The organism is Synechococcus sp. RS9907, from assembly GCF_014279615.1.
Taxonomy (GTDB): domain Bacteria; phylum Cyanobacteriota; class Cyanobacteriia; order PCC-6307; family Cyanobiaceae; genus Parasynechococcus.
Map to the genome: position 1 here is coordinate 266,117 of NZ_CP047944.1, position 25,473 is coordinate 291,589.

The following is a 25,473-nucleotide window of genomic DNA, read 5'->3' on the forward strand; positions in this document are numbered from 1 at the left end:
GCCTGCAACGTTCAAGCTGAAACAAGCGTGGCCGCCAGCCGGCAGCCTGTCATCGATTTCGTTTCGCTTCCGCTCAATTTTTTTGCCCGTCCGGCTCAGATCGTGGGCCCCGATTTGGTGGGCTGCCGGCTTGTGAAACGCCAGGCTGATGGAAGCCTGCTCTGGGGCGTGATTGTGGAAACGGAGGCCTATTCCCAGGACGATCCCGCTTGTCATGGCTACCGCCGCCGTTCACCGCAAAACGAAACCCTGTTCGGCGAGCCAGGGCGGTTCTATGTGTATGTCAGCTATGGCATCCACCACTGCGTGAACGTGGTCACCGATCGGGCCGATTGGGCCAATGGCGTGTTGCTGCGTGCCGTGGCACTTCCCGATGAACCGGAGCGGATTGCTGCAGGGCCCGGCCTGTTGGCACGACGTTTCGGGCTTGATCGCTGTGATGACAGCCGTCCGGTGACGGGCGAACATGACGTGTGGATGGCCCCAAGGTCAGACACATTTGCCAGCCAGGATCTTGTGACAACCACCCGGATCGGCATTTCCCAGGGCGCTGCAACCCCATGGCGCTGGTATCTGCGGAGCAGTCGCAGTGTCAGTAGACGAGCTCGGGGTGATCGCATGCCAGCCAAGGCCCAGTGCTGGGCGCCATCGCTGGAGTCGTCGTCATGAGTGGCTGGCCGCATCGACACGTGCTGGATCTCGCCTCGTTTTCGCGGGAAGACTTTGCTGCGGTGCTTGAGCTGGCCCAGCGGTTTCGTTCGCTGCCCGTCACTGGTGCCCGCAAACTGCCCGCCTTGCAGGGCCGTCTGGTGGCAACGCTGTTCTTCGAGCCCAGCACCCGAACTCGCAGCAGTTTTGAGTTGGCGGCCAAGCGTCTGTCGGCAGATGTGATGAGCTTTTCACCCTCCAGCAGCTCACTCAGCAAAGGGGAAAGCGTTCTCGACACAGCGCGCACCTACGTGGCCATGGGTGCGGACGTTCTGGTGGTGCGCCACCGTTCCACCGGTGTGCCGCAGCAACTGGCGCTGGATCTGCACCAGATGGGTGAGCGCACCGTGGTGCTCAATGGGGGCGATGGACTTCACAGTCATCCCAGTCAGGGACTGCTGGATCTGCTCACTCTTGCCCGGCATTTCTCGCCCCAGTACCCCATGCCGGAAGCGCTGCAAGGTCGCCGGATTGTGATTGTCGGAGACATCCTTCACTCGCGGGTGGCCCGATCCAATCTCTGGGCTTTGACGGCCTGTGGCGCGGATGTGGTGTTGTGCGGTCCTCCCAGCCTTGTCCCCGAGGATTTTTCGGCCTTCGTGGATGCTCCGCCCCCGGGTCTGCTGAAGGATCCGGTGCCGCAACGGGGCAAGGTCAGCGTGGTGCGGCGCCTGGAGCATGCGCTGCCGGGCGCCGATGCCGTGATGACCCTGCGGCTTCAGAAGGAACGGATGGGCCAGCAGTTGCTCACCAGCTTGGAGCGCTATCACCGGGACTTCGGGCTGAGCCATGAGCGCATGCAGCTCTGCGGAGAGAACGTTCCCGTACTGCACCCCGGCCCGGTCAATCGCGGCGTCGAATTGAGTGGGTCGCTTCTGGATGACCCGCGCGTCAGCCTTGTGGAAGAGCAGGTCAGGAATGGTGTGCCCACCCGGATGGCCTTGCTCTATTTGATGGCAGCTTCCGAATCCGCAACTGAGGCCTCCTTGGTGTCGAGCAGCTCCTGAGTTTGGGGGAGGCCACTGAGCTGATGGGCGTAGTAATCCATCGCTGCCTTGAGGGCAGCATCGGGTTCTGCGATGGAGGGACCTTTTCCGCTGGCCATCGGGAAGTGGGCATCCTCAGCATCAAGCGCCAGATGCTGGCTGGGCATTCCGGTTAGCAGAATCGAGGCCCGTTGCCGGGTCGCCAGGGCGTACAGCCATTTGATGCTCAAGGTGATCCGGTTCTCTCGGTTGGGGATCAAGGCCAGGTGAACGATGGCCCACAGCAGCAGGCCCAGGCGTCCGGAAAATTTGAAGCCATGCAGGTCGGCCACTGCACTGGCGTGCACCACAGCCATGCTGCCGAAATCGACGTAGCGGAAGGTGGGGCGGGAACCTCCGGAGACGATTGCAGCGATGTCTTTTCCGATGAATGTGCCGGCCTGTTTGGCGGGAGCCGCCATGCCCGGCAGCGGCCTGCCATTCACGGTGTGGCTGTAGCTGCAGAGATCACCAGCGATGCGGATCTCGGGATGGCTGGGAATCGAGAAATCGGGGTTGACGATGACCCTTCCACCGCGATCGACGTCGCAACCGGTGGCTTCCATGAGTTTCTGTCCCAGATGGGATGGCTTCACACCAGCGGTCCAGATCACCGTTGCCGCCTGGACCCGGACATCACCATCGGGGCTGCTGATCATCACCTCTCCGGGTCGCATGGTTTGGACGCGGCCCTGGGGCAAAAACTCGATCCCGTCGCGTTTTAGAGCCGCAAGGGCCGCTTCGGAGAGCTCCTCTGGCATCGCTCTCAGCACTCTGTCGCCGGGGTCGACCAACACGATCCGTGTTTTCTGGGGATCCAGCTGTTTGAAGGCATTGTTCAGGGCCCAACGCATCAGCTCTGAAACGGCACCAGCCATCTCGCAGCCGCTGGGGCCGGCACCAACGATCACCACCGTCTGCAGAAACTGGCGTGCTTCGGGGTTCGGTGTCTGCTCCGCCTGCTCCATCGCCATCAGCAGACGGCGGCGTATTTCCTCGGCGTGCTCGAGGATTTTCATCGGGGGCGCAAAGGTACGCCAGTCTTCGTGGCCGAAATAAGTGGTGCCTGATCCTGTGGCCAGGATCAGATGGTCATAGCTGTAGGCCTTGCCGTTGAAAACGATCTGTTTGCCTTCGGGGTTCACGGTGGTGACCTCCCCCAGCAGCACCTGCACGTTGTCTTGCTTGCCCACCAATTCGCGCAGAGGTGTGGCCACATCACTTCTTGAGACCAAACCTGTGGCCACCTGATAAAGCAGGGGCTGGAAAAGATTGAAGTTGCGCTTGTCAATCAGGGTGATGCGCACATTGGCCTTGGCCAGGGCCTTGCAGGCATGCACCCCTGCAAATCCACCGCCGACGATGACCACATGCGGTGCATGACGTAACCGCTCCGCTGGCGGTTCAAGCTCCAGGAAGTAATGGTTGCTCGCCATTTGCATCCCATCGGATTCTTTCCGAAGGGTATGAATCGCAATCTTGGTTGGCTGTTTTGAACGGTTCTGCTTCAGATCAGCTTGAACCCTTCGAGAAAGAGGCCGTAGAGAAAGCCAATACGACCAAGGTCCAGGAGCTGTTGGGGCAGCTTCAGTGACGGTTCGGAGCTGCGTCGGCGCCGTATCGTGAGTTCAGTGCCAAGAACCACCACAAGCGCAGCCACGGGGTCCATCTGCCCGAGAACGCCTGCCACTGATGTGATGGCGCTACCGATCAAAAAGCCAATGAGTCCGGCAAGGGCCAGCAAGGAAAACCGCCGCCAAGGATTGCGCGCCCATTGATCCAGCCTTTGAAATGCTGCTCCAACGTTGGTTTGCAGCCGGGTGGATTGAAGCCGTTGCACGGCACTGGTTTCAGGGGAAGAGGCAGGGTCGAAACCAGTGATCCCCATCACCCGGCCATACCCCTGCCAGCCCCTGTTTACACCACCCGTAGGCAACCTGCAGGCATCAGACACTACGGATAGGAGATTTCAATAAAAAACCCGGGGCAAGTCCGGGCCAGGTGATGGGGATTGGCGCAGCAAAGCCAGAGCTGAGGGCTTTGACAACGGCTTGCGCTGAAAGTTATTTGGACTCAGCCTTCGCTTTTCTGGACGCTTTGCCTTCGAGAAGCTCCAGCAGAGCTTCCATTTGTGCCATCACACCCCGAACTTCGCCCGCTTCGGGAAGAAGGCCGTCTTCCATGACTCCTTGGTGCATCTCGCGCAGCTCTTGGCGGATGTAGCGCAGGTGGCTCACGACCTGCTCGCGCTTCGATTGCGACATCGGCTACGGGGGAGTTCAACACCCCTTTTACCTCATGGGGGGTCAGGTGCGGCGCGATGGGGCGCGACTTATCGCACCGGCTGCAGCCAGGAGTGTGAAGGTGAGCAGGGCTGAAGGTCGTGCCACGGTGCTGAACACCACCAGGACAAACAGGCCAATAAGAGGCAGTCGACGCTGCAAAAGCGCAGTGGAGAATAGGGGATTCGAACCCCTGACCTCTGCGGTGCGATCGCAGCGCTCTACCAACTGAGCTAATTCCCCGGTCAGCCAACGCTAGCCGGCACGGCCTGCGTCAAACTGCCATGAATGGGGGCTGAGGACGGCTCGATGCTTACGCAGGAACGGCTTGAAGCTTTTGACGAGGCCTCGACGGCCGAACTCGCCCGCCGGCTTGAAGAGGACGATTATCCCTCTCCTTTCGACAGCCTTTCGGATTGGCACCTGCTTCGGGCGCTGGCCATTCACCGGCCCGAACTGATCCTTCCGTACCACCATTTGGTGGACCAAGAGCCTTTTGATGAAGACTGAGCAGGCGTCGCGACTGTCGTCGCCACTGTGCGGGCGGCGTGTGCTGGTGGCCGTCAGCGGCAGCATTGCTGCTGTTAAGACGCCCTTGCTTGTCAGCGCGCTGATTAAGGCCGGCGCTGAGGTGCGCTGTCTTGTGACCACCAGTGGTGCTGCCTTGGTGAGTCCCGTGGCACTCGCCAGCCTCAGTCGCCATCGCTGCTATCTCGAGGCCGATCAGTGGGACTCCGCCTCATCCAGGCCGTTGCACATCGAGTTGGCGGAGTGGGCGGAGTTGGCCATCGTTGCGCCCCTGAGTGCCAGCAGCCTGTCCCGCTGGAGCCAGGGTTCAGCCGACGGTCTGCTCGCCAGTGTTCTGCTGGCCATGGAAGCTCCTGTCATCGCGGCTCCGGCGATGAACACGGCCATGTGGCGTCACCCTGCGGTGCAACGCAACTGGCAGCAGGTTCAATCCTTCCCTGGGGTGATCCCCCTCGTGCCGGCGTCCGGTCTCTTGGCCTGTGATCGCGTCGGCGATGGGCGCATGGCCGATCCGCTGTTGATTGAGTTGGCGGCTGCGTCTGTGTTCAGCCGCGGTTCGGGAATTCCTGACGTGACCCTTGATTGCTCGGGGATGACTGTTCTTGTTTCGGCTGGACCGACGCAAGAGTCGATTGATCCGGCCCGTTTCCTGAGCAACCGCAGCAGCGGCCGCATGGGTGTGTTGCTGGCGCAGGCGGCACGCTTCCGGGGTGCCACCGTTCATCTGGTGCATGGTCCATTGGATCTCCCCGACGCCTGGCTTGAAGGCCTGGAGTGCACTGCGGTGGAGAGTGCCGCCGAACTCGGTTCAGCTCTGCAGTTGGCTCAGCCCGGATCCGATGTGCTCGTCATGGCTGCTGCCGTCGCTGACCTGCGGCGCGATGCCACTCCCTCAAGCAAACTGGCCAAGCAGGATCTTCAGCAGGCACTTGTTTCCGGTTGGGCCGAAGTGCCTGATTTGCTGTCGAATCTGACCTGCCAACGCCGTCCCGGACAGTTGGTTCTCGGTTTCTCAGCGCTCACAGGCAGCGATGCCCATTTGCTGGAGCGGGCTGAAAGCAAGCGGCTGGCGAAGGGCTGCGATCTGATGATGGTGAATCCCGTGGACCGCGATGGTCAGGGTTTCGGGGACCAACCCAATGGAGGCTGGTTGCTTGGAGATGGCTGGAGACGAGAGCTGCCTGTGACGGCAAAGCTCTCTCTGGCCCATCATTTGCTAGATGCTCTGGTTGAGGCTCGGGATCAGGCCGCGGCGTCGATGGAGTCCTGACCGAGCAGGTCGATGAAGGTGCGCAGCTGAAGACGAGGGATGTAGGGCCAGCCTCCGTTTTTCTCCATTCCCTGCAGAAGTGTGAACAATTTCTGGCGGTTTTCTGGAAGGCTCTGACGAAACGGACCGTCCTGAACGTCGCGATGCAGGGCCTCAAGCTCACGCAGCAGGGTGAGCAATGCTTCGGGATTTCCCCTCAACTCCTCTGCCAGCTCGCCCAGGGCGGCCAGTGCCGGAGCCATCCGTGCCTGGGTTGAATCGGGATCGTTGGATGTCACGCGCTTTCGACAAGTTGTTGAGAGCTGCAAAAGGCTAGCCCTGACGTCATTTTTCGCCCTGTAAGATCCAGATCTGACGGTATTCCGTCCCCATTAGCGTTCAGCCGATCGGCTCCTTCCATGCGCATTCGTCCTCTGCTGGCCGTCGTGCTGGCGCTCTGCCTCGCGTTTTTCACTACGGCCTGCAGTGGCGACAGTGATGCAATCCAGCGTGGTGGATCCAACGTCACCTACGACGACATCCACAACACCGGCAAAGCCAACGATTGCCCCACGATCGGGGATTCAGCCCGGGGCTCGATTCCTCTGACGGCCGGTGGCAGCTACGAGCTGCGTGAGATCTGCATGCACCCCGTGCAGGTCTATGCCAAGGAGGAGCCCAAGAACATTCGTCAGCAAGCCGAGTTTGTTGAGGGCAAGATCCTCACCCGTTACACCTCCAGCCTCGATTCAGTTTTTGGCGATCTGAAGGTGACGGAATCTGGCCTGCAATTCCAGGAGAAAGGTGGCATCGACTTCCAGCCGATCACCGTTTTGGTGCCCGGTGGCGAAGAGTTCCCCTTCACGTTCTCCAGCAAGTCCCTCAATGCCACTGCTGATGGCTCGGCTCTGACCACCAGCACCGACTTTGAGGGCACCTATCGCACCCCCAGCTACCGCACCAGCAACTTCATCGATCCCAAGGGTCGGGCTCTGACCACCGGTGTTCAGTACGCCCAGGGTCTTGTGGCACTTGGTGGTGATGACGAGCAGCTCGAGAAGGACAACAACAAGCGCTACATCGATGGTGTGGGAACCATGAGCCTCTCCATCACCAAGGTTGATCCTGAAACCGGAGAATTTGCCGGTGTGTTCAGCGCCATCCAGCCCTCTGACTCCGATATGGGTGGTCGAGAAGTGGTTGACATCAAGATCACTGGTGATCTCTACGGCCGTCTTGAAGAGGCCTGATCGAGGTCATCACAGCAGGTTGCAAGGGGGCTCAGGCCCCCTTTTTTGTGGCCCATTGCATTCTTCCGGCGATCTGGGAGAATCGCCCGATCTTTCTATGCCGCCATGACCACCAGTGCTTCAGCTCCTGCCCAGCGAACCGGTGTGATTGCTCCCTACGGCGGAACGCTGGTTGATCTGATGGTGGCCGAGGCGGATCGTGCCGCTGTGAAAGCCACGGCGACCAAAACGATCGAGTGCTCCGATCGCAATGCCTGTGATGTGGAGCTGCTGTGTGTGGGTGGCTTCTCTCCTCTGCTTGGGTTCATGCACCAGGAGGACTACGACGCTGTGGTCAGTGGGCATCGTCTGGCTGCGGGCCAGCTGTTCGGTCTGCCGATCGTGATGGACACCGACCGCGATGACGTGGTGGTGGGCGACAAGCTGCTGCTCACCTACAAAGGCCAGGAGCTGGCCGTCCTCGAGGTGGAGGACAAGTGGGAACCCAACAAAGTGGCTGAAGCCAAGGGCTGCTATGGCACCACCTCCATCGAGCACCCTGCGGTTCGGATGATCACGATGGAGCGCAAGCGCTTCTATCTGGGTGGAAGCCTCCAGGGCCTCGCTCTGCCCGAGCGGGTCTTCCCTTGCAAGACCCCGGCTGAGGTGCGTGCAGGCCTGCCCGAGGGCGAAGACGTGGTGGCGTTCCAGTGCCGTAACCCCATTCACCGCGCGCACTACGAACTGTTCACCCGTGCTCTGCATGCACAGAACGTGAGTGACAACGCTGTGGTGCTCGTTCATCCCACCTGTGGCCCCACCCAGCAGGACGACATCCCTGGTGCCGTTCGTTTCCAGACCTATGAGCGTCTGGCGGCCGAAGTGAACAACGACAGCATTCGCTGGGCCTATCTGCCCTACGCCATGCACATGGCCGGTCCGCGTGAAGCGCTGCAGCACATGATCATCCGCCGCAACTACGGATGCACCCACTTCATCATTGGCCGGGATATGGCCGGCTGCAAATCGTCTCTCACCGGTGACGATTTCTATGGCCCTTACGACGCTCAGAACTTCGCGAAGGAGTGTGCCCCCGAGCTCACGATGGAAACCGTTCCCTCCCTGAACCTCGTTTACACCCAGGAAGAGGGCTATGTGACGGCCGAGCATGCTGAAGCGCGTGGCCTGCACGTGAAGAAGCTGAGCGGCACCCAGTTCCGCAAGATGCTGCGCGGTGGTGAGGAGATTCCCGAGTGGTTCGCCTTCAAGAGTGTGGTTGAGGTGCTCCGCGCCGCCTGAAGACTGAGAACCCGTTTAACATTCCTTCATCTACGAGGCGACCTGTGAACAAGCGTTGGCGAAATATCGGTCTCGGGGCCCTCTTGGTTCTGGCGATCGTTGTGATTGCACCAGCGTTCTTTGGTGGCGGCGGTGGCAGCCAGCCCCAGGTGAACACCATCCGCTACAGCGAGTTCGTTGAGGCGGTGAAGGATGACCAAATCAGCCGTGTGCTGATTTCTCCTGATCAAGGCACCGCCCAGGTGGTTGAAAACGACGGCCGTCGTGCCCAGGTCAACCTGGCCCCCGATCGTGAGCTGCTCGGTTTGCTGGCCGAACACAGCGTTGATATCGCCGTGCAGCCCTCCCGTCAGACCCCTGGCTGGCAGCAGGCTGCTGGAAGTCTGATCTTCCCTCTGCTGCTGCTTGGTGGTCTGTTCTTCCTCTTCCGGCGCGCTCAGGGTGGTGGTGGCGGCAACCCAGCCATGCAGTTCGGCAAGAGCAAAGCGCGGGTTCAGATGGAGCCCTCCACCCAGGTGACCTTCACCGATGTGGCCGGCATTGAAGGGGCGAAGCTTGAGCTGACTGAGGTGGTCGACTTCCTCAAGAATCCCGATCGCTTCACGGCCGTCGGCGCCAAGATCCCCAAGGGTGTTCTGCTTGTGGGGCCTCCTGGTACCGGTAAGACCCTGCTCGCCAAGGCTGTGGCTGGTGAAGCAGGTGTTCCCTTCTTCTCGATCTCTGGTTCTGAGTTCGTTGAGATGTTTGTTGGCGTTGGTGCCAGCCGCGTTCGCGACCTCTTCGAGCAAGCCAAGAAAAACGCCCCCTGCATCGTCTTCATTGACGAGATCGATGCCGTTGGCCGTCAGCGCGGCGCAGGCCTCGGCGGTGGTAACGACGAGCGTGAGCAAACGCTGAACCAGCTCCTGACGGAGATGGATGGTTTCGAGGGCAACACCGGGATCATCATCGTGGCGGCCACCAACCGCCCGGACGTGCTCGATGCCGCTCTGATGCGCCCCGGACGTTTCGATCGTCAGGTCACCGTTGATCGGCCTGACTATTCCGGACGTCTACAAATTCTTGGCGTTCACGCCCGCGGCAAGACCCTCGCCAAGGACGTCGATCTCGATAAGGTTGCACGCCGGACACCTGGTTACACCGGTGCCGATCTCGCCAACCTTCTCAACGAAGCCGCCATCCTTGCGGCCCGTCGCGAGCTCACCGAAGTGAGCAACGACGAGATAAGCGATGCCATTGAACGGGTGATGGCGGGCCCGGAGAAGAAGGACCGTGTGATGAGCGAGCGCCGCGCTCGCCTGGTGGCCTATCACGAGGCTGGTCATGCACTTGTGGGCGCTCTGATGCCGGACTATGACCCGGTTCAGAAGATCTCGATCATTCCCCGCGGTAATGCCGGCGGTCTGACCTTCTTCACCCCCAGTGAAGAGCGGATGGAATCAGGTCTCTACTCCCGGGCCTACCTCCAGAACCAGATGGCTGTTGCCCTTGGCGGTCGGGTGGCAGAAGAGATTGTCTACGGCGAAGATGAGGTCACCACAGGTGCATCCAACGACCTCCAGCAGGTTGCGTCCACCGCGCGTCAGATGATCACCCGCTTCGGCATGAGCGATGAGCTGGGTCCCGTTGCCTTGGGGCGCGCGCAAGGTGGCATGTTCCTTGGCCGCGACATCGCTGCGGAGCGTGATTTCTCTGAGGAAACCGCCGCCATGATCGATAAAGAGGTCTCTGAGCTGGTCGATGTGGCCTACAAGCGCGCCACCAAGGTTCTGGTGGACAACCGAGCCGTTCTTGATGAATTGGCTGAGATGCTCGTTGAGCAGGAGACTGTTGATGCCGAAGAGCTTCAGGAGCTGCTGATTAAACGTGACGTCCGGGTCGCCGAATACGTCTGATTTCGATTCGTTTTCCAACCCTTGGCTGGTGCGGCAGGAGCTCTTGGTGGCATCCCTGCAGCATCAGCCTCTTTTGTTGGTGATTCGGCCAGAGCCCGACGACCTCGCGGCTTCAGACTCTGGTTTGTTGGACCAGGTGAAGCAGCTTCACGCCGCAGGACTTCGACATCTCGAAGTGGCCTGGGTTGACCAGCCAGGCTGGATGGGGTTCATGCAACGGGTGCAAGATCATTGCCCTGGTCTGAATCTGGGGGCTGCTTCGGTGACGGTCTCCAAGGCGCTCAACGATCTATTGCGGCTTGATCTCAGCTACGCCATGGCACCGTGCTGGTGCCCTGAGCTCGTGGAGCAGGCCAGAGAGCTTGGTGTCTTGCTGGTGCCTGGGGTCTTCAGCCCCACGGAGGTTCAGCAGGCCATGCGGTTCGGTTGTCGTGTCGTCAAGCTGTTTCCCGCTGCCAATCTGGGGCCTGGTTACTGGAGCCGCTTGCAGGCGCCCCTTGGCTCCCTGCCCTTCGTAATTGCCGCTGGTGGTCTAGAGGTGAGCGACCTCCCCGTATGGCTGGAGGCTGGTCATGGTGCCGTGGCTCTGGGCCGCAGGGTGGTGGGATCGCCGCCTGCCTTCCAGGCACTTCTCGACTGGTTGCGTCAATCGACAAGCCAGCGTTGACGCCAACGGCTGGTCGACATGCGTCCAAAATGCTACAGATGAGATAGCTATCCAACTGCGTCATGTCGCAGCTCACGATAAAGCTCAGCGACAAGGCCGATGCCCTGATCGCTCAGCTTCAGAAGGAGATCTTCAATCGTCGGCGCAAGAAGGTGTCGGCTGCTGGAGTCGTGGAGACCCTGGTGGAGAGCGGAGCAAAATCGCAGTCTGACAAGCGTTTTGCCACGTCCTGGACGAACCTGATCAAGGACATTGAAAAGGCGGCCAAGCTCTCCTACGCCCATGGCAGCAAGCCATCCACCCTCAGTGATGAGGAGTGGGCCCTGGTGTTGAGTCATCGCAGCCGTGGGACCACCGGTCGTGCACGCCGGACGGTGAAGAAAACGTTGGCTGCCAAGAAACCAGCCTCAGCCAAGGCTCAGGCCAGCAAAAAGCCCGCCCGCCGCACCCGGACCCGCAGCGCGGCAAAGACGAAAACGGCCGCAGCGGCGGTGAGCTCCAGCTCAGCGGTGAGTTCCGTCTGAACTGATTGAAGGGTGGTGCTCACCAAAGGCTGCATTGCCCCTGCTGCCTCAGCAGGTGATCAGCCAGAACGAGTGCCACCATCGCTTCCACCATCGGTACGGCCCGCGGCAAAACGCAGGGGTCGTGCCGTCCTTTCCCAGCGAGTGTGGTGGCCTTGCCATCGGAATCGATGGTCTGCTGCTCTTTGCGGATCGTGGCCGTTGGCTTGAAGGCCACTCGGATCACAATCGGCTCACCATTGCTGATTCCTCCCTGGATGCCCCCGGAGTTGTTGGTGGCGGTCTTCAGCCGTCCATCGTCGGTCGGCACAAAGGCGTCGTTGTGCTCGCTGCCTTTCAACAGCGTTCCATCGAAACCAGACCCAATTTCAAATCCTTTGGTGGCCGGCAACGACATCACAGCTTTGGCGAGGTCGGCTTCGAGTTTGTCGAACACTGGCATGCCCAGACCAATGGCGGGATGGCGCACCACGCATTCGATCACCCCGCCGCAGGAATCACCCTCGCGGCCAATGGCTTCGATGCGCTCAATCATCCGCTCGGCGATCGCTGGCTCGGGGCACCGAACGATGTTGGCCTCCACATCACTCAGCTGAACCTGCTGTGGGTCGATGCCGGAGGCTTCGATGGTGTGGATCCGCTTCACCCAGGCCAGGATTTCAGTTCCTGCTGCTTGTTTCAGCAGTTGTTTGGCGATCGCACCTGCAGCGACACGGCCGATGGTTTCCCGCGCTGATGCACGTCCACCACCGCTGCGGGCCTGGATTCCATACTTCGCCTGGTAGGTGGCATCGGCATGGGAGGGCCGAAAGGCGACCACCATGTCCTTGTAATCCCCGGGCCGTTGGTCCTTGTTCCGTACGACCATGGCAATCGGGGTGCCAAGCGTTGTTTCGCCGTCGAGCAAGCCACTGAGAATTTCCACCTGGTCCGCTTCCTTGCGCGGTGTGGTGATGTGGCTTTGGCCTGGCTTGCGTCGGTCCAGTTCGGCCTGAATCGACTCGACGCTGAGGTTGAGCCGTGGTGGACAGCCCTCAACGATGACACCCACCCCTCCCCCGTGGGATTCACCGAAGGTGCTGATCCGGAAGAGGTCGCCGAAGCTGCTGCCCATGGCCATTGATCGATGTGGTGAGGCTACGAAGCCATCGGTTCAGATCAACTCCGGATGGGGCAATTTCGGACGTTCTGTCGCGGGTTGTTCCCGGGCCATCTCGAAATCACAGAACTCAAATCCCGGCCCTACGCAACAGCTCACCAGGGAGTAATCACCAAGACTCCGCGCCGCCTGCCAGGCGTTGGCGGGAACCACCTGGACGGGGTTGGATGCATGCAAAGCATCACGTTTCAGCCCAGTGCCATCGCCCTGGCATTGAAAGAGCTCCAGCGTGGCCCCATCAATGTGCGTCCAGACTTCGTCTCCACCGATCACCCGATGCCAGCAACTGATGGCATCGGCGGGCAGCAAAAAGAGAATGGTCGTCAAGGCAGATCGCTCGGCACCGTCCTGTCGTTGAACTTGGTCCGGACTGCGATGCAGCTCTCGGTACCAGCCCCCCTCTGGATGGGGCTTTAAGCCGAGGTGCTGGATCAGGGTTTGCTTTGTTCTCATGATCCATTGGATTGTTCAGTCAATGTCGACCAGCAAAAGCAGTTACTTCATGCGATGTCGAGGTTGCCTTGCTTCCACACTGCTGAGTCGACGTAAAGCGTTGCTGAGGGGTGGCATCCTCTGCATCGCACAGAGTTGTGCGGAGAGGGCCTTAGATGGCTCCTCTCTGTTGATGGTTGATTGGAGCTCAATTCTGAAAGCACAACAAAAAGCCCCCTCCGAGGAGGGGGCTTTCCGATTCAGTTGATCTGAATCGTTTTTGCTGTTCCAAAGGGAACAGGTTGATTCCAGATCAACCGATGGCAGGAGCCTGCAGAGCCACAGGAGTGGACTCAGCAGCAGCCAGGTCGAGGGGGAAGTTGTGAGCGTTGCGCTCGTGCATCACTTCCATGCCGAGGCCGGCACGGTTCAGCACATCAGCCCAGGTGTTCAGGACACGGCCCTGACCATCAAGGATGGACTGGTTGAAGTTGAAGCCGTTCAGGTTGAAGGCCATGGTTGACACGCCGAGGGCGGTGAACCAGATGCCGACAACAGGCCAGGCAGCCAGGAAGAAGTGAAGGCTACGGCTGTTGTTGAAGGAGGCGTATTGGAAGATCAGGCGACCGAAGTAACCGTGGGCAGCCACGATGTTGTAGGTCTCTTCCTCTTGGCCAAACTTGTAGCCGTAGTTCTGGGACTCGCTCTCGGTGGTTTCACGCACCAAGGAGGAGGTCACCAGGGAGCCGTGCATGGCGGAGAACAGGCTGCCGCCGAAAACACCTGCGACGCCCAACATGTGGAAGGGGTGCATCAGGATGTTGTGCTCGGCCTGGAACACCAGCATGTAGTTGAAGGTGCCAGAAATGCCCAGGGGCATTGCGTCAGAGAAAGAACCCTGACCGAAGGGGTAAACCAGGAAGACAGCGGAGGCTGCAGCGACAGGTGCGCTGTAGGCAACGCAGATCCAAGGGCGCATGCCCAGGCGGTAGGAGAGTTCCCACTCACGACCCATGTAGGCGTAGATGCCGATGAGGAAGTGGAAAACAACCAGCTGGAAGGGGCCGCCGTTGTACAGCCACTCATCGAGGGAAGCAGCTTCCCAGATGGGGTAGAAGTGCAGGCCGATGGCGTTGCTGGAAGGAACAACAGCACCGGAAATGATGTTGTTGCCGTAGATCAGGGAGCCAGCGACGGGCTCACGGATGCCATCGATGTCGACCGGAGGAGCGGCGACGAAAGCGATGACGAAGCAGATGGTGGCAGCCAGCAGTGTGGGGATCATCAGCACACCGAACCAACCGACATACAGACGGTTGTTGGTGGAGGTGACCCACTCACAGAAGGCCTGCCAGCTGGAAGCGCCGGAGCGCTGCTGGAGGGTGGTGGTCATGAGAACGGAAAGAAATGTTCCCGAGGGAACGGTTTAAGGAAGGGCAGGAGAGCCCTGCCTGATAAAGAGTGTAAAGGAAGTTTGCGCTGTGTGTAGCTGGCTTGATGAAGTTGTTGTGAAGAGGCTCTCGGACCCTTTGGCGGCAGCGCTTGTTAGCGTCCCGGAAGCCTCATGGCAGCTGACGTGGCACCACAACAAGAACGGGTGTTGCTGGTGCGGCTGCCCTGCAATCCGATCTTTCCGATCGGACCGATCTATCTCGCCGACCATCTGCACAAATGCTTCCCGGAGATGCCTCAGCGCATCCTGGATCTCGCGGCTTTGCCGGTGCTGGATGTCCATCGTGTGCTGGACGCCACAGTTGACCAGTTCCAGCCGACGCTTCTGGTGTTCTCGTGGAGAGACATCCAGATATATGCGCCGGTCGATGGGCGGGGGGGCAACCCTCTTCAGAATTCGTTTGAGGTCTTCTACGCCCGCAACCCTCTGAAGCGTCTGCATGGAGCCTTGGGTGGGCTTCAGTTGATGAGCAGTCATTACGGCGAGCTCCGTAGGAACCAGCGTCTGGTGCGTCAAGGTTTGAAACGTGCACGCCGCAACCAGCCGACGGCCAGAGCAGTGCTTGGCGGTGGAGCTGTCAGTGTGTTCTACGAGCAACTCGGCAAGTCGCTCCCCAAAGGAACGGTGGTCTCCATCGGTGAGGGGGAGCCGCTGCTCGAGAAGTTGATTCAGGGTCACTCCCTTGAGGGCGAACGATGCTTCGTGGTTGGCGAAAAGCCCCGTTCAGGCCTGATCCATGAGCAGCCGGAAAGTCGGCCCAAAACCGCCTGCAATTACGACTACATCGCTTCGATCTGGCCTCAACTCGATTGGTACCTCGAAGGCGGTGACTTTTACGTTGGAGTTCAGACCAAGCGCGGTTGCCCCCACAACTGTTGTTATTGCGTCTACACGGTGGTGGAAGGCAAGCAGGTGCGCCTTAACCCCGTGGATGAGGTGGTGAAAGAGATGCGCCAGCTGTACGACCGCGGTGTTCGTGGTTTCTGGTTCACCGATGCCCAGTTCATACCGGCGCGGCGCTACATCGAAGACGCCAAGGAACTGCTGCGGGCGATCAAGGCTGAAGGGCTGACCGGCATTCGTTGGGCCGCCTATATCCGCGCTGACAATCTGGATCCCGAATTGGCCCAGCTCATGGTGGAAACGGGCATGAGCTATTTCGAGATCGGCATTACATCCGGCTCGCAGGAGCTCGTGCGCAAGATGCGCATGGGCTACAACCTCCGCACCGTTCTGGAGAGTTGCCGGATGTTGGCGGACGCGGGCTTCCGGGATCACGTGTCGGTGAACTACTCCTTCAACGTGATCGATGAGCGACCGGAAACCATCCGCCAGACCGTGGCGTATCACCGAGAGCTGGAGGCCATTTTTGGCGCTGATTTGGTGGAGCCAGCGATCTTTTTCATTGGTTTGCAGCCCCATACCCACTTGGAGCAATACGGCTTTGATCAGGGTTTGATCAAGCCGGGTTACAACCCGATGAGCATGATGCCTTGGACGGCGCGAAAACTGCTCTGGAACCCCGAGCCGATGGGGAGCACCTTTGGTCGGGTGTGTCTTGAGGCCTTTGATCGCAATCCTGCGAATTTCGGTCGCACGGTGATGTCACTTCTCGAAAGGGATTACGGACTGGCTCAGCTTCAGGAGGCTCTTCGTGCTCCGGTGGAGGGCCGCAAGGCTTTGGCAACGGCGACCCGTTGACTCATCGCCACCATCGGCGTCTGATCAGGATGAATCCCCCCAGTCCGGCCCAACCCAAAAGACCACTCACCGGGTTGGGATTCGCGCCACCTCCTCCAAGAAGCCAAGTTGGACTCGTTCCAGGCAGGGTGATCAGCCCGGCTTGAAGGGCGAACCACCCACCAACAAGCCCGCCGTGCAAGCCAATTGATCCCCAGAGCACTCCGTTGTCGGCTCGGCGTTGCAGGGCTAGGCCAAGACCCAGTAAGACCAGGCCGATTAGCAGTGGAATGGCTTCGGCGGGAGGCAGCTGGTACCAGGGATGCACCAGGGCAAATACAGCCGCCTGAATCCCGATCGCCCGCTGTCGACCTGTCAATAGCTCCAATTCGCCCCAGAGCCAACCACGAAAGAGCAGCTCCTCTGCAAAACCCACCAGAAGCATCAGGGCAATGGCATTGGCAAGATCACCTGTGGTGATTTGGCCCTGCCATAAGCCGTATCCGCTGAGCAGGAGGACAGCAACCACCCCGAAAAGAAGGGCTGCGGCGCTTGTGAGACCACGTAGGAATGCGTGCAAGGCTTTGACGACTGGTCTAACCACTCCAAGTTGCTGCCAAGGGCGATCAACGCCCCAGGTCCGTCGCAACCGCCAAGGCAGTGAAATCAGCATTGCTGCAACGCTGGGGACCGCCGCTAAGGAAGCCTGCTGAGCAGAGGGAACCCCTGCTACGCCAAGAAGTCCTTGTAAACTCAGAAACAGCGCCACCAAGGACGCCGGGTACAAAAGAGTGCCTCGCCAGCAGGGCCTCACGCCTCAGGCTCGATGGAGCTGGTCAAGCCTTTTGATTTCAGCGTCTCGCAATAGAACTCAGCCGGTTCGATGTCGCAGACGATCACCAAGCCCACTCCAGTGTTGTGGGCTTCCAGCATCACGGCCATGCAGTCCTGCTCGCTGAGTTGAGGCACAACCTGCTGCAGGGTGGCCACCACGTATTCCATGGAGTTCACCGGATCGTTGTGCAGCAGCACCTTGTAGCGAGGCGAGCGCTTGCGAACCCGTTCCGGCGCTTTGTCCAGAACAGCTGCACCACCTTGTTTTTGGCTGGGAGAGTCCACCGCCATGGCCATTGATCCGAAACGATTGAAATCTAAAGGCAATGCGAACGGGGAGCGGCTCACAGGGCTTTGATGCGGGCCATGGCCTCATCCACGTTGGCGCGGCTGTTGAAGGCCGACAAGCGGAAATACCCCTCGCCAGCGGCGCCGAAACCGCTGCCGGGTGTGCCCACCACGTTGGCCTTGTTGAGCAGATGGTCGAAGAAGCCCCAGGAATCCATGCCCTCAGGGGTCTTGATCCAGACGTAGGGAGCGTGTTCGCCGCCATAGACGGTGAGGCCTGCGGCACTGAGTTCGCGACGAATGATCGCGGCGTTCTCCATGTAGAAGCTCACCAAGGCCTTCACTTCGGCCTGACCGGCTTGGGAGTAAACAGCCTCAGCTCCGCGCTGAATGATGTAGCTCACACCGTTGAACTTGGTGCTCTGACGTCGGTTCCACAGCCCCCAGAGTTCCACCGCTTCGCCGTTGGCCGCTTTGCCTTTCAGCCCTTTGGGCACCACGGTGAAGGCACAGCGTGTGCCGGTGAAGCCGGCGTTTTTGGAGAAGGAACGGAATTCGATGGCACATTCCCGGGCTCCTTCGATCTCGAAGATGGAGTGGGGGAGTTCAGGGTCCTGGATGAAGGCCTCATAGGCAGCATCGAAGAGGATCAGTGCGCCATTGGCGCGGGCGTAGTTCACCCAGGCCTGGAGTTGTTCCCGGGTGGCAACGGCACCGGTGGGGTTGTTGGGGAAGCAGAGGTAGATCAGGTCGACAGGTTCACTGGGAATCTGCGCTGCAAAGCCGTTGTCTGCGCTGATCGGTAGGTAGGTCAGTCCCGCGTAGCGACCGATCTCTCCGGCTTCCCCGGTGCGACCCGCCATCACGTTGCTGTCCACGTACACCGGGTAGACGGGGTCCGTGACGGCCACCTTGTTGCCCTCGCCGAGGATGTCCAGGATGTTGCTGCTGTCGCACTTGGAGCCGTCGGAAACAAAAATTTCCTCGGCACTGATGTCGCACCCTCGGGCTTGGAAGTCGTTTTTGGCGATGGCCTCCCGCAGCCAGCCATAGCCCTGTTCCGGGCCATAGCCATGGAAGCCTTCGGCGGTGCCCATCGCATCGATGGCGGTTTTCATGGCTTCACGGCAGGCCAGCGGCAGGGGTTCCGTGACATCACCGATGCCCAGGCGGATCAGCGCTGCCTCGGGATTGGCGCTGCTGAATGCTTTGACGCGTCGACCGATCTCAGGGAACAGGTATCCCGCTTTGAGCTTGAGGTAGTTGCCGTTGACCTGAACCACGGAATCGGGAGCTATTTCTGCGGGGCATCCTGCCGTGTCGGCAGCTCCATACGATGACCTCAGGAGTCAGGACATCCGACGTGGTCGTCTCATCCCTGGATCACCCGGTTGATTTTCATGCCCTGGTGGACAGCGGCATCAACAAACCGGCCCGCTACATGGGGCACGAGTTAGGGGTTGAACCACGGGACTGGCAGACAGCCTCGGTTCGCTGGGCGCTCACTTACCCCGAGATCTATGAGGTTGGCTCCAGCAACCTGGGCCACATCATTCTTTATTCGATCCTCAATGCCGTTCCCGGGCAGTTGTGTGATCGCGCCTATCTTCCAGCGGCTGATCTGGCAGGCCGCTTGCGGGAACGCTCCCAGGCGTTGTTTGCCGTGGAAAGCCGTCGGCCCTTGCCGGCCTTCGACATCCTGGGTTTCAGCCTCAGTTACGAACTGGGCGCCACCAACATCCTTGAGATGCTGGACCTCGCGCAGGTGCCCATCCGCGCTGCTGATCGGGGCGACTTGCCCCTGAGTGATCCTGCAGCACCTCCTCTGATTTTCGCTGGTGGGCCTACCGCCACCAGCAATCCAGAGCCCTATGCCGCGTTCTTCGACTTCATCGCGCTGGGTGACGGCGAGGAGTTGTTGCCTGAAATCGGTCTGGTGGTGGCGCAAGCCAAAGCGGATGGATTGACCCGATCGCAATTGCTGCGGGATCTGGCCCAGGTTCCCGGCGTTTACGTGCCTGCGCTCTATGGAACGGGCGCTGATGGGGTCACCCTCGAGCCGCTTCATCCTGATCTTCCAGCGCGGGTTCTTCGCCGTGTGGCGACGCCAATGCCCCACTACGCCATGGGTCTTGTGCCCCATGTGGAAACGGTGCATGACCGTCTCACGGTGGAGATTCGCCGCGGTTGCACCCGGGGTTGTCGCTTCTGCCAGCCGGGAATGTTGACGCGTCCTGCTCGGGATGTGGAACCCGAAGCGGTGATCGAGGCGGTGGAGACCGGCATGAAACAAACCGGCTACAGCGATTTCTCGCTGCTCTCCTTGAGCTGCAGCGACTATCTGGCGTTGCCGGCGGTGGGAGTTGAGTTGCGCAACCGCCTTGCCGATCAGAATGTCACGCTTCAGCTGCCCAGTCAGCGGGTTGATCGCTTCGATGAAGACATCGCCCACATCCTTGGTGGTACGCGGAAAGCGGGTCTCACTTTCGCCCCGGAGGCCGGAACACAGCGCCTCCGCGACATCGTCAATAAGGGCCTCACTGATGACGACCTGCTGCATGGCATCCGCACGGCCATGCAGAACGGCTACCGCAAGGTGAAGCTGTACTTCATGATCGGCCTCCCTGGTGAGACGGATGCCGACGTTCTCGGCATTGCCGAGACCTGCGTGATGCTCCAGCAGCGCTGCCGTGACCTGGGTCGGCTGAACCTGAACATCACGATCAGCAATTTCACGCCCAAGCCCCACACCCCTTTTCAGTGGCACAGCGTTTCCACGGCTGAGTTTGAGCGCCGCCAGGCCCTGCTTAAAGAGGCCTTCAGGCGTTTGCGCGGCGTGAAGGTGAATTTCACCGATGTGCGGCTATCGGCCATGGAGGATTTTGTGGGCCGCAGCGACCGGCGCCTTGCCCCGGTGATCGAGGCGGCCTGGCGAGCCGGTGCCGGCATGGATGCCTGGTTCGAGTCGCTGGATCGCACCTACGCCGCCTGGACTGGAGCCATCGCGGATGCCGGCCTGGAGGGCCGTTACAGGGAGATGGAGGTGGGGGGCTGGAGTGCCGTGGCTGCCTTGGATCGGGAGGATCTAGAAGCGTTCTGTGCGCAGCCGCTGCCCTGGGATCACATCGACACTGGCATCGACAAGGCCTGGCTGGCGGACGATCTGCAACGGGCTCTGGCAGCGGCGGTTGTGCCCGACTGCTCCTTTGATGGCTGCAGCAGTTGTGGGGTCTGTGGTCCGGATCTCGGACACAACGTGGTGGTTCCCGCTCCCGAGGTGCCAACCCAGGTGCCAACCCAGGCGCCGCCCAGTGAACGGGTGTGCCGGATCCGGGTGCAATTCGCCAAAACGGGATCGATGGCGCTGCTCAGCCACCTTGATCTAATGCGCATGCTCGAGCGGGCCCTGCGTCGCAGTGCGCTTCCGATCAGCTTCACCGGTGGGTTTCACCCACTGCCGCGGATTCAGATCGCTTTGGCACTTCCCCTTGGCGCTGAGGCCCAGAGCGAGTGGATGGATCTGGAATTCACTGAGGCCCTGGATCCCAACCACTTCCGCAAGACGCTGCAGCCGTTGCTGCCGGAGGGCATTCAGCTGCTGGCGGCAGCCGAGGTTCCCGTCAGTGGCAAAAGCCTCTCGCAAGAACTGACGGGGGCCATTTGGTGTTTCGATCTCGTGCCTGAAGAGCAGGCTCCAATGCCATTGGATTGGAAGGTGGCGGTGGATCAGCTCCTGCAGGCAACAACCTTGGTGTGGCACGACACCGATAAGAAGGGCCGCCCCCGGGAGCGGGATTGCCGCCCTGCTTTGAAGGCGCTGCAGGTGACGGATCAGAACGCCAACGGATCCATTCGGCTTCGCTTGGAAGCGGCGGTGGATGAGATGGGCCGAAGCTTGCGCCCTGCTCAGATTCAGCACTGGCTTGCCGAGACCGTTGGCCAGCCCTTGCAGGTGCAACGCTTGGCGCGAGAGGCCCTGCTCCTCAATGCGCAGTGCTAATTTGGCTACAGAACAGGTTTTTCGTCCGTCGGGACCAACCTTGTTCCGGTCTTGTCTGATCCAACACGGATATCGAGGTCCATATCACGGCTTGCACGGCGGTCTTTTCGGAACCCCCAAGCCTGAGTCATAGGAGTTTTTGCTCCGCAACCTTTTGGTCTTACTGACCAGCTCAGATCTTTCCATCAACCCGTAAGGGAGAACCGGCAGGTTCCTCAACGGATTTGGCCCTCAATCGGGCTCAACCAGTCCTCTTATGCCCCAGCAAATTGTCATCGCGGAGCAGCTGCGCATCGCAGCAGTGCTGACCGATGAACGCGTTGATGAACTCATCGTCGCGCAGGGTCGTTATCAGATCGGAGATGTCTATTTAGGAACGGTAGAAAATGTTCTGCCAGGCATCGATGCCGCCTTCGTCAATATTGGTGAGAGTGAGAAAAACGGGTTCATCCATGTCACCGATCTTGGGCCGCTGCGTCTGAAGAAAGGTTCAGCAGGGATCACTGAACTTCTGGAGCCTCGCCAGAAGGTTCTGGTTCAGGTGATGAAAGAACCGACCGGCACCAAAGGCCCACGGTTGACCGGAAATCTCGCTCTGCCAGGTCGCTACCTTGTGCTTCAGCCCCATGGCCAGGGGGTCAATATCTCCCGGCGCATCAGTTCTGATGCAGAACGGAACCGACTGCGTGCCCTTGGTGTTCTGATCAAGCCGCCTGGAGCTGGCCTTCTGATCCGTACGGAAGCCGACGGCATCAGTGAAGAACTGTTGATTGAGGATCTGGAATCTTTGCTGCGCCAGTGGGAGGCGATTCAGCAAGCCGCTGAAACGGCTGCACCGCCCGTGCTGCTCAACCGCGACGAAGACTTCATCCATCGGATTCTGCGGGACCACATGGGTCCGGATCTGGCCCGGGTTGTGGTGGACGATGCTGCCGCTGTGGGCCGTGTGAGCAGTTTCCTCGGTGCCGAAGCCGGCAATGTGCTGGTAGAAGCGCACAGTGAACCCAGTGAGTTGCTGGAGCACTACAAGGTCAATGCCGCCATCCGCGATGCGTTGAAGCCGCGGGTTGATCTGCCGTCCGGTGGCTACGTGATCATCGAGCCCACCGAAGCGCTCACGGTGATCGATGTGAACTCCGGCTCGTTCACACGATCGGCCAATGCGCGCGAAACCGTGCTGTGGACCAACTGTGAGGCGGCAATCGAAATCGCTCGCCAGCTCAAGCTTCGCAACATCGGTGGGGTGATCATCATCGACTTCATCGATATGGATTCCCGTCGTGATCAGCTCCAGCTGCTGGAGCATTTCACGACAGCCGTCCGTGACGACTCAGCCCGCCCGCAGATTGCACAGCTCAGCGAACTGGGCCTGGTGGAACTCACCCGCAAGCGTCAAGGGCAGAACATCTATGAACTGTTCGGTCGGGCTTGCCCCAGCTGTGGTGGTCTGGGCCATGTGGCCGTTCTTCCCGGCAAAGACCTGCTTCAACCTCTGGCGACGGCCACAGGATTGGTTCGCTCGGCGGCCTCTGCCCGCGCCGAAGTTGTTGCGCCTGGAGAGAGCGGTGGCAATGGCCGGCGGCGGCGCGGTGGTCGAGGGCGTGGCAGTCAGGATGCCGTCCTTCCTGTCGAGACGTCCGACACCACTTCCCCTGAGGTGTCGACCCAAGAGGCTCAGGAGCCCGCAACCGCCCGTCGTCAGGACCCTGAATTGGTTGCCGTCCCGATGACCGACGAGCAACAGCAGCTGTTTGGTTGGCTGGGATTGAACCCTGCCCTGTTGCTGGAGGAGCCCCCTGCATCCGACAACGTCGTGGTCCGGGTTGTGCGTCCTGGCGAGGACGAGCAGGAGGTGCTGGAGGCGGCGCGTCAGCAATTGGCGGCCAGTTCCGGACGCCGCCGTCGTCGTGGCGGACGGGGTGGTCGTTCAGGATCACGCAATGGGGCGAGTCAGCCCGCTGCGACTCCTGCCGCTGAGACGCCTGTTGTCGTCACCTCATCCGCCCCGGATGACTCGGCTCCCCTGATGGTGGAGATCACCCCCCTCGAGGCGGTGACCAACCTGACGATCACCGAACCAGAACCTGCCCCCATCAGCGAAGCAGCTGAGCCCGAGCCTGTGGCCGTGGCGGAAACAGCTGAGCCTGATGAGCCTCGCCGTCGCCGTCGCCGCTCCTCGGCTGTTGCCACGGTCTGAGCCGGATGACCGCGCATGACTCCCTCCCCCTCGGGCGGGACGTGGCTGGTGTGGATGAAGTTGGTCGCGGTTGCTTGTTCGGTCCTGTGTTTGCTGCTGCTGTTGTGCTCGAAAGCTCAGCTGCTGAAGAGCTGTTGAAGGCAGGGCTGACCGATAGCAAAAAACTGTCAGCCAAGCGTCGGGCTGCTCTGGTTCCGGTGATCCAGTCGCTGTGTGTGGCATCCGGTCTGGGCCAGGCGTCAGCGCGCGAAATTGACGCCTGCGGCATCCGTGTTGCCACGGAACGCGCCATGTTGCGGGCGCTGCAGCGATTGCCGCAGCGCCCTGGGCTCGTGCTGGTGGATGGCAACCTTCCCCTTCGGCTGTGGCAGGGCCAGCAGCGCACGGTGATCGCAGGGGACAGCCGATCAGCGCCCATTGCTGCGGCGAGTGTTCTGGCCAAGGAGGCCAGGGATGCACTCATCCGGCGCTTATCGGCTCGATTCCCTGGTTACGGCCTCGAGCGCCATGCGGGCTATGGCACGGCGAAACATCGTCAGAGCTTGATGGCCTCAGGCCCCACGCCCCTGCATCGGCACACGTTCTTGAGGCGTCTGCTCGGTTGAGCCTTGCCCGTCGGTTTCCCGGCACCAGCTGCGGTAGTCGTCGATCAGTTGCTGGCCAACCCGGGCTTTGATGCCAATGAGGATGCCACTCAAGATTGATTCGCCCGTTGATTCCAGCACCCGTTTGGGGATCAGCTTGAGCAGCGATGGCTGGCTGACGCTCACCGAAAGATGGGCATGGCCCTGAAGTCCGTCGGGTGTGGACGTCAGCCGTGCTTCCAGGTTCAGGGCGAAGTCATCAACAATCCCCAGACCCTCCAGTTCGCAGTCGAGGGCCTGCATCACCAAGGTGTCGCCTTCCATGTGGATCTGGAGGGACACCACGGGTTTCACGTGGAGCTGGAAGACCTGAAGGCTGGTCACCACATAGCGGTAGCGCCCTGACTGCAGGCGGGTGAGCTGTTTGGCATCCAGCAGGGCCCCGAGGACGCGCTCCTCCTCCAGCAGGTAAGTGGGAAGCCGCTCTGCTCCGGTTCGGACAGGCAGATCAAGCTTTTGACTGGCTTCGAAGGCCAGGGGCATGGTCTTCACCTGACGCGGCATGATCTTATCGAGTCCATCCAGTGCGGCTTCGATGCCTACACGTCTCGCATTCCTTGGCCCAGTCGGGACCTATGGCGAGCAGGCCGCCCGGGTGTTGATCGAACAGGACGCTCTCGAGGATGTCCAGCTCGTTCCCTGCGTGGGGCTCCGATCGGTGGTGGAACAGCTGGCCGGAGGGCAGTGTGATGCAGCCGTTGTCCCGATCGAGAACTCGGTTGAAGGGGGGGTGACAGCGACCCTCGATGCGCTGTGGTCCCATCCGGAGCTTTGTATCCGCAGGGCTTTGGTGCTGCCGATTCAGCACGCTCTGCTGGGGAGTGGGCCGCTCAGCAGAGTCACCGAAGTGCTCTCCCACCCGCAGGCCCTGGCCCAGTGCAGTGGCTGGTTGGCCCAGCATCTGCCCGACGCCTTGCAACTGCCCACCTCATCCACGGCTGAAGCAGCTCGCATGGTGGCGGGCAGTCCCTTCCGTGCTGCGATCGCCTCCCAGACCGCTGCCCGGGAACACGGGTTGGATCAGCTGGCGTTCCCGGTGAACGATGTTGCGGGCAATCGCACCCGTTTTCTGCTGCTGCGCCGTGGGCAGCGCAGTGAGCATGGCGATGTGGCCAGTCTGGCGTTCTCGCTGCATCGCAATGCGCCGGGGGCTCTCCTGGAGGCTTTGGCCTGTCTGGCTGAGCGGGGCCTGAACATGAGTCGGATTGAATCGCGACCGTCCAAACGGGAGCTGGGGGAATACGTGTTCTTTGTGGATGTGGATCTTCCGCTGGCTCCGTCAACGGCTCTGCAGGATCTGATCGCCCAGTTGCAGCCTCTGTGTGAGCATCTCGCCCATTTCGGTGCTTACCCCAGCAGCGATTTGAGCGGCTGTTGAGG

Annotated in this window: 26 protein-coding genes and 1 tRNA gene; 14 read left to right on the plus strand and 13 right to left on the minus strand. The window is 60.6% G+C overall.

What is annotated here, in order from left to right; translation table 11 throughout:
- The first annotated feature begins 27 nt into the window (after positions 1-27).
- Together SynRS9907_RS01370 and SynRS9907_RS01375 are read left to right on the plus strand one after the other, a co-directional pair.
- A complete protein-coding gene (locus SynRS9907_RS01370) occupies positions 28-669 on the plus strand; it encodes a DNA-3-methyladenine glycosylase (protein WP_188021587.1) in 642 nt (213 codons plus the stop codon).
- Complete coding sequence (locus SynRS9907_RS01375; RefSeq protein WP_188021588.1) at positions 666-1,715, plus strand: aspartate carbamoyltransferase catalytic subunit; 1,050 nt, start codon at positions 666-668, stop codon at positions 1,713-1,715. Before SynRS9907_RS01370 ends, SynRS9907_RS01375 begins: the two co-directional genes overlap by 4 nt.
- Here SynRS9907_RS01375 and SynRS9907_RS01380 read toward each other — a convergent pair.
- The 5 genes from SynRS9907_RS01380 to SynRS9907_RS01400 form a co-directional block, all read right to left on the minus strand.
- Entirely contained in the window at positions 1,655-3,169 is a 1,515-nt protein-coding gene (locus tag SynRS9907_RS01380; protein WP_188021589.1) for an NAD(P)/FAD-dependent oxidoreductase, read from the minus strand. The genes SynRS9907_RS01375 and SynRS9907_RS01380 overlap by 61 nt on opposite strands.
- Positions 3,170-3,240: 71 nt before the next feature.
- A complete protein-coding gene (locus SynRS9907_RS01385) occupies positions 3,241-3,621 on the minus strand; it encodes a DUF565 domain-containing protein (protein ID WP_188022308.1) in 381 nt (126 codons plus the stop codon).
- Between the two features lie 175 nt (positions 3,622-3,796).
- On the minus strand, positions 3,797-3,997 hold the full coding sequence (locus tag SynRS9907_RS01390) for a hypothetical protein (protein WP_011363323.1): 201 nt from the start codon (positions 3,995-3,997) through the stop codon (positions 3,797-3,799).
- Positions 3,998-4,039: 42 nt separating this feature from the next.
- Complete coding sequence (locus tag SynRS9907_RS01395; RefSeq protein ID WP_170950906.1) at positions 4,040-4,177, minus strand: hypothetical protein; 138 nt, start codon at positions 4,175-4,177, stop codon at positions 4,040-4,042.
- A gap of 8 nt (positions 4,178-4,185) precedes the next feature.
- Positions 4,186-4,258: transfer RNA gene (locus tag SynRS9907_RS01400), tRNA-Ala, on the minus strand.
- Between the two features lie 45 nt (positions 4,259-4,303).
- Here SynRS9907_RS01400 and SynRS9907_RS01405 point away from each other — a divergent pair.
- On the plus strand, positions 4,304-4,525 hold the full coding sequence (locus SynRS9907_RS01405) for a DUF2555 domain-containing protein (protein WP_255445949.1): 222 nt from the start codon (positions 4,304-4,306) through the stop codon (positions 4,523-4,525).
- Positions 4,515-5,813, plus strand: coding sequence for a bifunctional phosphopantothenoylcysteine decarboxylase/phosphopantothenate--cysteine ligase CoaBC (coaBC, locus tag SynRS9907_RS01410; protein WP_188021590.1), 1,299 nt, complete (start codon positions 4,515-4,517; stop codon positions 5,811-5,813). Before SynRS9907_RS01405 ends, coaBC begins: the two co-directional genes overlap by 11 nt.
- Here the strand turns inward: coaBC and SynRS9907_RS01415 are convergent.
- Complete coding sequence (locus tag SynRS9907_RS01415; protein ID WP_244276136.1) at positions 5,786-6,055, minus strand: hypothetical protein; 270 nt, start codon at positions 6,053-6,055, stop codon at positions 5,786-5,788. The genes coaBC and SynRS9907_RS01415 overlap by 28 nt on opposite strands.
- Positions 6,056-6,211: 156 nt before the next feature.
- Here SynRS9907_RS01415 and SynRS9907_RS01420 point away from each other — a divergent pair, with 156 nt between their 5' ends.
- The 5 genes from SynRS9907_RS01420 to SynRS9907_RS01440 all read left to right on the plus strand — a co-directional run bounded on the left by SynRS9907_RS01420 (position 6,212) and on the right by SynRS9907_RS01440 (position 11,406).
- The gene (locus tag SynRS9907_RS01420) at positions 6,212-7,042 is read left to right on the plus strand and encodes a photosystem II manganese-stabilizing polypeptide (RefSeq protein WP_188021591.1); all 831 of its coding nucleotides are present in this window, start codon (positions 6,212-6,214) and stop codon (positions 7,040-7,042) included.
- Positions 7,043-7,147: 105 nt separating this feature from the next.
- The gene (gene sat, locus SynRS9907_RS01425; protein WP_188021592.1) at positions 7,148-8,320 is read left to right on the plus strand and encodes a sulfate adenylyltransferase; all 1,173 of its coding nucleotides are present in this window, start codon (positions 7,148-7,150) and stop codon (positions 8,318-8,320) included.
- A gap of 44 nt (positions 8,321-8,364) precedes the next feature.
- A complete protein-coding gene (gene ftsH, locus SynRS9907_RS01430; protein WP_188021593.1) occupies positions 8,365-10,215 on the plus strand; it encodes an ATP-dependent zinc metalloprotease FtsH in 1,851 nt (616 codons plus the stop codon).
- Positions 10,216-10,243: 28 nt separating this feature from the next.
- A complete protein-coding gene (locus SynRS9907_RS01435; protein ID WP_255445950.1) occupies positions 10,244-10,882 on the plus strand; it encodes a bifunctional 4-hydroxy-2-oxoglutarate aldolase/2-dehydro-3-deoxy-phosphogluconate aldolase in 639 nt (212 codons plus the stop codon).
- A 62-nt stretch (positions 10,883-10,944) separates the two neighbouring features.
- Positions 10,945-11,406: a hypothetical protein gene (locus SynRS9907_RS01440; protein ID WP_115131633.1), complete on the plus strand. Its 462-nt coding sequence runs from the start codon at positions 10,945-10,947 to the stop codon at positions 11,404-11,406.
- A gap of 19 nt (positions 11,407-11,425) precedes the next feature.
- Here SynRS9907_RS01440 and aroC read toward each other — a convergent pair whose 3' ends face one another.
- The 3 genes from aroC to psbA all read right to left on the minus strand — a co-directional run bounded on the left by aroC (position 11,426) and on the right by psbA (position 14,390).
- Positions 11,426-12,520, minus strand: a complete 1,095-nt coding sequence (gene aroC, locus SynRS9907_RS01445) for a chorismate synthase (protein WP_188021595.1) — start codon at positions 12,518-12,520, stop codon at positions 11,426-11,428.
- Between the two features lie 39 nt (positions 12,521-12,559).
- Positions 12,560-13,018, minus strand: coding sequence for a cupin domain-containing protein (locus SynRS9907_RS01450; RefSeq protein WP_188021596.1), 459 nt, complete (start codon positions 13,016-13,018; stop codon positions 12,560-12,562).
- A gap of 292 nt (positions 13,019-13,310) precedes the next feature.
- A complete protein-coding gene (gene psbA, locus SynRS9907_RS01455) occupies positions 13,311-14,390 on the minus strand; it encodes a photosystem II q(b) protein (protein WP_006850357.1) in 1,080 nt (359 codons plus the stop codon).
- A gap of 171 nt (positions 14,391-14,561) precedes the next feature.
- Between psbA and SynRS9907_RS01460 the strand changes: the two genes are divergently transcribed.
- Positions 14,562-16,151: a photosystem II high light acclimation radical SAM protein gene (locus SynRS9907_RS01460; protein WP_188021597.1), complete on the plus strand. Its 1,590-nt coding sequence runs from the start codon at positions 14,562-14,564 to the stop codon at positions 16,149-16,151.
- Between the two features lies 1 nt (position 16,152).
- On the opposite strand, the gene SynRS9907_RS13970 is transcribed toward SynRS9907_RS01460, so the two are convergent.
- From SynRS9907_RS13970 to SynRS9907_RS01475, 3 genes are all read right to left on the minus strand, one after another.
- Positions 16,153-16,659 carry a CPBP family intramembrane glutamic endopeptidase gene (locus SynRS9907_RS13970; protein WP_255445951.1) on the minus strand — a complete coding sequence of 169 codons (507 nt, stop codon included), beginning with the start codon at positions 16,657-16,659 and terminating at the stop codon, positions 16,153-16,155.
- A gap of 281 nt (positions 16,660-16,940) precedes the next feature.
- Positions 16,941-17,261 carry an ATP-dependent Clp protease adapter ClpS gene (clpS, locus tag SynRS9907_RS01470; protein ID WP_188022309.1) on the minus strand — a complete coding sequence of 107 codons (321 nt, stop codon included), beginning with the start codon at positions 17,259-17,261 and terminating at the stop codon, positions 16,941-16,943.
- 47 nt (positions 17,262-17,308) lie between these two features.
- On the minus strand, positions 17,309-18,535 hold the full coding sequence (locus tag SynRS9907_RS01475) for an LL-diaminopimelate aminotransferase (RefSeq protein ID WP_188021599.1): 1,227 nt from the start codon (positions 18,533-18,535) through the stop codon (positions 17,309-17,311).
- Positions 18,536-18,588: 53 nt separating this feature from the next.
- Here SynRS9907_RS01475 and SynRS9907_RS01480 point away from each other — a divergent pair, with 53 nt between their 5' ends.
- The 3 genes from SynRS9907_RS01480 (at position 18,589) to SynRS9907_RS01490 (ending at position 24,054) form a co-directional block, all read left to right on the plus strand.
- Positions 18,589-21,252 carry a TIGR03960 family B12-binding radical SAM protein gene (locus SynRS9907_RS01480; protein WP_188021600.1) on the plus strand — a complete coding sequence of 888 codons (2,664 nt, stop codon included), beginning with the start codon at positions 18,589-18,591 and terminating at the stop codon, positions 21,250-21,252.
- Between the two features lie 256 nt (positions 21,253-21,508).
- Complete coding sequence (locus SynRS9907_RS01485) at positions 21,509-23,449, plus strand: Rne/Rng family ribonuclease (protein WP_188021601.1); 1,941 nt, start codon at positions 21,509-21,511, stop codon at positions 23,447-23,449.
- Between the two features lie 5 nt (positions 23,450-23,454).
- Positions 23,455-24,054 carry a ribonuclease HII gene (locus tag SynRS9907_RS01490; protein ID WP_188021602.1) on the plus strand — a complete coding sequence of 200 codons (600 nt, stop codon included), beginning with the start codon at positions 23,455-23,457 and terminating at the stop codon, positions 24,052-24,054.
- On the opposite strand, the gene SynRS9907_RS01495 is transcribed toward SynRS9907_RS01490, so the two are convergent.
- A complete protein-coding gene (locus SynRS9907_RS01495; RefSeq protein WP_115080443.1) occupies positions 24,001-24,597 on the minus strand; it encodes a DUF1997 domain-containing protein in 597 nt (198 codons plus the stop codon). The two genes, SynRS9907_RS01490 and SynRS9907_RS01495, sit on opposite strands and share 54 nt — an antisense overlap.
- A 31-nt stretch (positions 24,598-24,628) precedes the next feature.
- Here SynRS9907_RS01495 and pheA point away from each other — a divergent pair, with 31 nt between their 5' ends.
- Entirely contained in the window at positions 24,629-25,471 is an 843-nt protein-coding gene (pheA, locus tag SynRS9907_RS01500; protein ID WP_188021603.1) for a prephenate dehydratase, read from the plus strand.
- Positions 25,472-25,473 lie beyond the last annotated feature (2 nt).